Origin of the sequence: Nocardia sp. NPDC050710 (genome assembly GCF_040654375.1) — a bacterium.
Lineage (GTDB): Bacteria > Actinomycetota > Actinomycetes > Mycobacteriales > Mycobacteriaceae > Nocardia.
Genome location: NZ_JBFAHV010000004.1, coordinates 382,347 through 389,807, shown reverse-complemented (window position 1 = coordinate 389,807; position 7,461 = coordinate 382,347). Strand labels below are relative to the sequence as shown.

Below are 7,461 nucleotides of genomic sequence, written 5' to 3'. Positions count from 1 at the left end.
ACCGGCACCACCTCCACCGGCAGCATCACCGGTCCCCGACGCCGGAGCAAGCCGACACCCGATTACCGCAGCAAGCTATCCAGACGCGGCACTAGCCGGGTGCCGTTCGCCGCAGATTAATTAACCGCAGCATTTGCAACTGCGATTAACCCAGTCGTCCATTCTGTGAATCGAGACGTACCACCAGTAACAATCTGGGAAATGAATGCACGGGGATCGTTGGAACTCAATCCCAACGCAGTGATATCAGAGAATGTCAAATGATTCTTATGCGCGATGTAGTTACGCATTTTTCTAACCTCCGAAAGGGGATTTGGAACTATAGCGCCGGTAAAGTCTACGATCTGAGATGACTGAACAGCAGAAGTGATGACAGCAGCATTGGGAAGAGAAAGTGCGGAACAAAAGTCTGCGGTAGCCAGCGAATCGTACCAGTTCGGTTCAGTACGAACGACTTTGATATTGGTCTTCTTCGCCGCCTTTTTCAACTCTAGGAGAGCAGCGCTTTCGATAAAGACATTCGGCGGCGTGTATAGATGCCCGCTAGCTCCTTCGAAGGGCCCGGCGCAACTGGTCAAAATTAGCGCGCGCATGAAGCGATTCCACGCATCCCACAGCGAGACAACGCACCCATCTTCTCCGGCACCATATGTGGTATTGAAGCCGGTGATGCTATCATGGTGGCTGCAAGCTTCGAATGCGAGCTCTATTTCGAAGACTTCTCGTTCCAGGTCAGCAGCAATGCTGCTGAGTATAAAGGGAAGGGTTACCATCAGGTCGGACTCAATTCGTCAGCCGGCGAGCGCTCGATAAATAAAATCGAACCGGATCTGCCTGCTTCGCATTCGTTGAGTCGATGAACTGGCGGCATCTATGAAAATGTCGAAACCGTGGCTGTGGATCTCGCCATTGAGAGCATCATTCAGTTGCCCAAGCCCTTCCTGTGCGAAATCAATATCGAGGTCGAACTCTGCTGGAACGTCTCCCAGGTTCGAAACATCGATTCGACCACTCGGGATTATACCTTCCAGAAATCCGAGCACTGCCACTATCATCAGAAAGTGAGGTGCGCGCACAATACGCTGACCTCTAAAAGGCGCAACTATCTCAATTACACGAGTTATCAGCGAGTCCACTCCATACGGATCCGGGAATTCAGAATCCCTTCCGTCGAACTGCTCGTACAATTTGGTAACGACGGATTCGCCACCCTCGCTCACGCCGTTAGCCAAGTATCCATATATCTCAGCAATCAGCGTCTGGTCAGCCATGCGAACGCGCGATCGAGAGGGGATTACGCCAAGATCCCACAGCCTCGATGCTCGTGTTACTGATTCCTTCACCGCGTAACTGAAAGCGCTCGAAAACTTTGCATTGCGCAGTTCGGCAGGGTTCACAGGAATGGTATATGAGTTTATCCGAAGAAAGACCTCCAGAACGTCTTCATCGCTGGCGTTAATGAGCTGCTCGCTGGTCAGCTTGTAAGCAAGGAAGCGGTCCTGCAGATCGTCCTCTAAGTCGTCGAACCGCATCCGGTTGAAATTGCCAGCTTTACTGCCAAGTATAAGCTTGTTGTTGGCAAAATCGATAATTGTACGCAGGCGTTGTTGACCATCGACTACATCTCGAATGGTCTTCCTTGTAGGCCGGTCGATTCGCGTGCGCATAAGCAATTTCGGAATAGGGTATCCACGCAGAATGGAATCAATCAGATAGCTACGGGCGGCAGGTTGCCAGATTGCCCCACGCTGAAATTCAGGGTTGAGAATAAGCTCCTTCTGCGTATGCCAATTAAGAAAGTCCGCGATGGGATAGTGTTCCGGATTACTGCCGTCCAATTCCACTCCCGCTTCAATGGTTTAACTAGGATAGTTTGCACCAGTTGCCGAACTTTACATGATCGATCGATGTCTCACCGTACTCTGGCGGTGGAACGCTACGTAGCCACCGCCAATTCGGTAACTGCCGTTTGGATCCACGCCTGCGATGCGGCCGTGAAGTGGTCAGACAATGCGTCTGCCCACGGACCAGGTTTGATGCTTGTTCCACGAAGACCCCAGTAGTACGGATAGTCAGCGAGTTCGGGTGAGGCCACGACCTGCATGGTGTCTGGATCGATGGCGAGTAGGCCGGCGTCGAACAGTCCATGGATGTCTGTGCGCAGCATCAATCCTTCGTCGGGGTCGTGGGTTTCGTGTTTGGCGAAGGCTCGAAGGTGTGCGGCCTGTAGCGCACTCGAGGGCGCGGGGCCGGTGATGGCGCAGACGAGTCCGTCTCGTCCGATCAGTTCGCGGCGGAATTTTCCTTGGTTGTTGCGTACGGTCACCATAGATCGACGTCGACCGCCAGCGATCGGCTTCGGCAGCTTCGTGCCGGCGGACGAATCGTCCGAGAGTGCCGGGGCGACTGTTACTTCGCCGAGCAGATCTGCGAGTTTGTCCGGGTCGACCTTGCGGATAGAGCTCTGCGTATCTGCGACCATCAGCACCGACTTGAGCGCCTCGACTGTTACCGGCCCGTCGACGCTGCGCCACTCGGTCCCGAAGATCGCGGTGTAGACGGTACGTGAATCGTGCCGTATGAACGGGTCGTCGAACTCGTGGCGGCACTTCCCGCACAGGTACGTCGGCTTCCTGGTCTTGCGGAGTCCGGCGCCGGTTTTCCGGCAATTGGGACACAGTCGGATTCGGACTTTCACATCGGGTTCGATCTTGATGTCTTCGATCCGGGAGATGCCGTGGACGATGTTGCGGTCGTGCACCACCACGATGTCGCCTCGGTCAACGTTTTGGGAGTTTCCGACCTTGTTGTTGTAGACGTACTGGGATCCGTGAACGTCGGGATAGCCGTCGTTGCTCTGCCAATCGCGATCATCACTAACCGATTTGAACGCCCACGCTGGCATGGTCGTCTCCTTTGCACATGTCATCTCCGGCCGGTCGTGCCGACCCGACCAGACAGGCTACCGACCCCCACCGACATCAACCTGCGGCCCGCCTGTCAGCGCCGGCATCGACCAGCCGCGGAACTGGCGCGGCGCGGCTTCGGCTACGACTCGCGATGCCTATGCATCAAAGGGAGTGCCCGGTTCGCGGGCCGTGCGGTGGGCTCGGACTCGACATCGGGTCGAGCAGAATCGGCGGCGGCGCCCGGTGACCGGTTGCCGGATTGTTTGGACGCAGTCAGGCGCCTCACACGATGTTTCGTTACAGACGGTCGCGTCATGGGGCGCGTCCGGCAGTGTTTCGTTACAGGCATCCAGCGGCAATACGGCGTCGGCGAGTTCCCGATTGGACCACAGGATTTCGGTGCGTGCCGACCACTGCCCGCCCTGGCTGGTGCCGCTGGCGAGGGTGTACCGATGCCAGCTTGGGTACAAGGTCGTGGTCGTAGAGATCGCTGGCGTACCCGGACAGCACGACCGTGGCGCGGCACGCGTGCAGGACGGCAGCGAGGTCACGGTGTGCTGTCTCGCTGGTCATCTCGTAGCGGTAGTTCCGATCCCGGGTGGTGCCGAGATACGGCGGGTCGACGTAGAGCAGAGCGTCTCGGTGGCGGCCGTAGGCATCGATCACCTCGACCGCGGGACGCGCTTCCAGCGACACCCTGGACAGTCGTTCGGCGGCGGGCAGCATCCGGTCCAGATACCCAGCGAGGTAACGCGGCATGGAGGATCCAGATCCGTTCGGATCGACGTAGTGGCGCCACCCGGTGCGCCGCATGGTTCCGGTACGGCCTTGGGTGATACGCACCCATACCCGGCGGGCCCGCTCAAGATCATCACACTCGTCCAGGCTGGCATGGGCGGCGTCGTGCTCGGTCCGTGAGTGCGGAGTGAGCGCGCAAACCCTCGCGAGGTCGGCGGGATTGTCGCGCAAGACTTTCCAGAACGTCATCAGGTCACCGTCGAGATCATTGACAGTCTCCATCCGAGCTTGCGGCTTGGCCAGCAGCACAGCCAGCGATCCTGCATACGGCTCGACGTAATGCCGGTGGACAGGCAGCATCGCACTGATCCGGCCCGCCAGTGTGGTTTTGCCGCCGTAATAGGCCATCGGCGGGCGCATCACGACGCCTCCGCCTCGGCAACAGCGAACTGCTGCTCGCACACTCCGCACAGGATCGGCCCCGCCACGATCGTGCGCTGCGCCGCCCGGACCCGCCGAACCGGATCACAACCACAGACCAACGCGCGGCCGCTGCGTGGCGCGCGTTCCTTGCCGTCGCCGGCGGTCTCCTCGTCATCGGTCCCGCCGACTGGTGCGCCTGGCGCGGGGTCGTGTTCGGATCGGCGGTGCGCGATCAATACTTTGGCCAATCCGTCGATCTGGCGGCGGTAGCGTTTGGCCATGGTGTCGGGCAGTGCGGTTTCCGACCAGCCCCGGCTGGCCTGACGGGTCACGGTGAGCCCGAGTTCTTCTGCGATCTGCTTGTACCTGCCGTTGTGGTAGGCACCACCGCGGCTGGTTTCCTGCACACCCCGGGTCCGCGCGATCCCATGCGCCGCCTCGTGCAACAGGGTGCCGAACACCTCGCGAGCGCCGAACGCGAACCCTTCACCACCGACGAACAACTCCGGCATCCAGTCCTGCCCACGCACCCACCGGTCCGCCCCGAAATGACCCAACCGCAACCCACGCGGCGAACTCATCGACCCCGCCGCCATCGTCACCACCACATCCGGCACATCGGGATGAGCGGCGCGGATCGCAGCCCACGTCGATTCGATCGCCACCACGACCGAGCCTGCGAACCTACTCATCCAACACCCTCTCCGTCTTGATGCTTAGGCATCAATTTTACCACGAAAACTGCTGCCTACCAGCAGTTTTCGTTCCTGCCAGTGCTCCGAAGTTGATGCCTCTGCGTCGTCCATTAACGCCTACGCCTCACCACCGTTGATGCCTGTGCATCAACAGAATTGATCCCTATGTCTCAACCGTGGTTGCGCCGCTCCCGCCGTCCCACCTCTTGTGGTCTTCGCTTACCCCCACGCGTCTGTGCCCGCCTCTCGCCACTGCGACGCAACCGATCTCGCGTGGGGTAAACCGCCGCCCGCGTGCTCGACCCTGTCCCGGCACTGAGCGCGCCCCTGCGCGCGAACACGCCGCCTCCGGTGGCGCAGCTCTAAACGTGACTTTCCCGCCTGACGCGACCCCGCTCCCAACCCTCCCTCTTGTGGTCCTCTCTTCTCCCTTGTGGTCTCCCTCCCTTCTTGTGGTTCTCTTCTGTCTCTTTGTGTTTTGTGTTGTCTCCTGCCCTGCCCGGCCGACACTCTCTATGAACAGCGAAGCCATAGAGAGTGTCGGCCGGGCAGGGCAGGAGACGGCGCAAAACACCCAGCTCAAACGCAGTTTGAGCGAAAGGTGCCGGGACACTGCCGGGACTTGAGAATCCCGGCAGAGTCCCGGCACTGTCCCGGCAGAGTCCCGGCACTGTCCCGGCAGAGTCCCGGCACTGTCCCGGCAGGGAATCGCCCCGAACATGCCGATAGGCCCGCCTGGCGGATGCCTGGCGGGCCTATCGGCTCGACGTTCGGGTTTCTTCTATTCGATCGGAAATTCCCCGTGCTATTCGTAGATCGGGGCGTGGAGGTAGCGCCATTGGATGCGGGTGACGACGGTTTGCGGTGTGCATCTGGTGTGGGCGCGGCAGAAGAAGGCCACGAACTCGCCTGGGGTCATGTCTGGGAAGCCCTCGGCGCGCACCTCGCTGGCGGTGATGAGGTCCAACCGCTCGCGGCGTACATCGAGAACCTCGACGTCGACAATCCTCACGAGCGCCTCGCCGTTGTGGCGTCCCATAACCTTGCGGCACAACGTCAATCGGGCGCCAGGGCGTAGGTGCAGCTACCCCATCCGGCGAGTGACGGTCTTGGTGCGGGCGCGCACCTGGTCCTCGGTCAGCGAGACCGACATCAACCGCGGCATCAGCCCTGTCCTTCTCCAGCGATGGGGCCGGTTGCTACCGCGATCTCACCGTAGGCACGGACACCGAAGCTGTTGCGGTTGGGGTAGTTCCGGTCGCCGAAGCGGGTGTTGAACCCTGCGGCGGTCAGCATCGCCTGTACCGCCTCGACGGCGACCGGATCACCGGACAACCGAATCTTGACTGTGCTGGTCACTGATCGATTCCTTCCGTTATGCGCTGCGCCGCGGTGAGCGTCCGGGTCACGGCTGACTTGCTGACTTCGGTGTGATCGGCGATCTGTGCGTGTGACCACCCCTCCTCGTGCCTGAGGCGAAGGATCGCGGTGACCGTGTCGGGATCGCGGCGCCCTGCCGGATCGGTGCTGCACAACTGCTCCGCGACGGCGGCCCACCGGTCGACGGTGTGCACCACCCCGGTGCGCGGCTGGTGCGCAGGTACATCGATCTCGATGTGCGGGCGCTGTTCCAGCTCCGGGCGGGAGTCGGCGGTGGTGAGTTCGCTCGTTGTCGATCGGGTCTCGGTGTGAACCTCACGTACCGACACGGTGCGTACCGGATCGAGCGTGCGCACCGGTTCCGGGTCGGTGCGCACCACCGGTTCGGGGTCGGTGCGGTCGGTGCGTGCCAGCACCAACAGCGCCACGGTGGCCTGTCCGATGGCACCGTCGATGATCAGCGGGAACAGGAACGCCAGGTGTTCGCTCATCCCCACCTGTATCGACAATTCCCGCAGAGCGTCGAACGAGAGCCGGAACGCGATCGCCGCAATGGCCGCTGTGAGCGCGACAACCGCCCAATACGCGAGTCTGGCTTTGTTCTGGGCGCGGACGAGCAGTCCGACGCCGTGGGTTGCTGCCAATAGCGCGATCGGCGGGAACGAGGCGACGAACGCTGCGACCCACTGCTTCCCGGCTGGTGCGTTGAGCCACGCGTGCACGATGTTGCCCGCGATCGACATCGCCGCGACGAGCAATAGCTCTCCCCAGAAGAACCGGATCGCCGATATCTCTTCGTGGGTCCGCGCACCGGGTGAACCGTCGTGGGGTGCGCTGCGGTGCGTGGCGTCGGTGCCGCGCACCGCCTGCGCACCGGTCGTATTCGTGGTCATGATTATTGGGTCTCCTCTCGCGTGTGGTCGATGCGCAGGCGGTGATTCACCGGCCGCGCGACCACCCATCGCGGCGGCGGTTGTCGCGGCCCTCGGGGTCGCCGGTGTAGGTGAACAAGTCGCTCACGTCGCGGCCCTCGGCGGCGAGGTCAGCGAGAATGCGGTATTCGAGAGCGAAATCGGGGTGGGTGCCCAGGTGGTCTCGGTGGGTATCGAGGAATTGGTAGTAGGCGGTCTCGGCGTCGTACTCCTGCGGTGCGAGGTCGGGAAGCGGAGTGTTGTCGGGCCACTCGGGGTAGGCGAGATCGGGATTGTTGGCGGCGGCGGTGGCGTTGAACATGCGTCGCTGAAGTTCCATCGCGCGCTCGTAGACGTGGGTCGGATTGTTGATGTGGTCCATCGGAGTTGTCCTTGTGTTGTGGG

General features: G+C 61.2%; 9 protein-coding genes. All 9 read right to left on the bottom strand.

All coding sequences use genetic code 11. The features are described from left to right. Positions 1–116: 116 nt before the first annotated feature. Positions 117–773, bottom strand: a complete 657-nt coding sequence (locus AB0H61_RS11835; RefSeq protein ID WP_357302251.1) for a hypothetical protein — start codon at positions 771–773, stop codon at positions 117–119. 18 nt (positions 774–791) lie between these two features. Then, complete coding sequence (locus tag AB0H61_RS11830) at positions 792–1,844, bottom strand: DUF262 domain-containing protein (protein WP_357302248.1); 1,053 nt, start codon at positions 1,842–1,844, stop codon at positions 792–794. Positions 1,845–1,936: 92 nt separating this feature from the next. Further along, positions 1,937–2,905 (bottom strand): HNH endonuclease signature motif containing protein, encoded by a 969-nt coding sequence (locus tag AB0H61_RS11825; protein WP_357302246.1) that lies wholly within the window; start codon positions 2,903–2,905, stop codon positions 1,937–1,939. A 343-nt stretch (positions 2,906–3,248) separates the two neighbouring features. Beyond that, the gene (locus AB0H61_RS11820; RefSeq protein WP_357302333.1) at positions 3,249–4,067 is read right to left on the bottom strand and encodes a DNA adenine methylase; all 819 of its coding nucleotides are present in this window, start codon (positions 4,065–4,067) and stop codon (positions 3,249–3,251) included. Next, positions 4,067–4,762 (bottom strand): hypothetical protein, encoded by a 696-nt coding sequence (locus tag AB0H61_RS11815; protein WP_357302243.1) that lies wholly within the window; start codon positions 4,760–4,762, stop codon positions 4,067–4,069. The genes AB0H61_RS11820 and AB0H61_RS11815 overlap by 1 nt, the downstream gene beginning before the upstream one ends. An 808-nt stretch (positions 4,763–5,570) precedes the next feature. Further along, positions 5,571–5,777, bottom strand: coding sequence for a hypothetical protein (locus AB0H61_RS11810; RefSeq protein WP_357302240.1), 207 nt, complete (start codon positions 5,775–5,777; stop codon positions 5,571–5,573). A gap of 152 nt (positions 5,778–5,929) precedes the next feature. Further along, on the bottom strand, positions 5,930–6,124 hold the full coding sequence (locus AB0H61_RS11805) for a hypothetical protein (RefSeq protein WP_357302237.1): 195 nt from the start codon (positions 6,122–6,124) through the stop codon (positions 5,930–5,932). Next, the gene (locus AB0H61_RS11800; RefSeq protein ID WP_357302235.1) at positions 6,121–7,038 is read right to left on the bottom strand and encodes a DUF2637 domain-containing protein; all 918 of its coding nucleotides are present in this window, start codon (positions 7,036–7,038) and stop codon (positions 6,121–6,123) included. Before AB0H61_RS11800 ends, AB0H61_RS11805 begins: the two co-directional genes overlap by 4 nt. Before the next feature lie 46 nt (positions 7,039–7,084). After that, entirely contained in the window at positions 7,085–7,438 is a 354-nt protein-coding gene (locus AB0H61_RS11795; RefSeq protein WP_357302232.1) for a hypothetical protein, read from the bottom strand. Between the last annotated feature and the right edge of the window lie 23 nt (positions 7,439–7,461).

Excerpts from the sequence above, each read along its gene's own strand:
- AB0H61_RS11835 (WP_357302251.1), bottom strand. The coding sequence starts at position 773 with ATGGTAACCCTTCCCTTTATACTCAGCAGCATTGCTGCTGACCTGGAA.
- AB0H61_RS11825 (WP_357302246.1), bottom strand. The coding sequence starts at position 2,905 with ATGCCAGCGTGGGCGTTCAAATCGGTTAGTGATGATCGCGATTGGCAG.
- AB0H61_RS11820 (WP_357302333.1), bottom strand. The coding sequence starts at position 4,067 with ATGCGCCCGCCGATGGCCTATTACGGCGGCAAAACCACACTGGCGGGC.
- AB0H61_RS11815 (WP_357302243.1), bottom strand. The coding sequence starts at position 4,762 with ATGAGTAGGTTCGCAGGCTCGGTCGTGGTGGCGATCGAATCGACGTGG.
- AB0H61_RS11800 (WP_357302235.1), bottom strand. The coding sequence starts at position 7,038 with ATGACCACGAATACGACCGGTGCGCAGGCGGTGCGCGGCACCGACGCC.
- AB0H61_RS11795 (WP_357302232.1), bottom strand. The coding sequence starts at position 7,438 with ATGGACCACATCAACAATCCGACCCACGTCTACGAGCGCGCGATGGAA.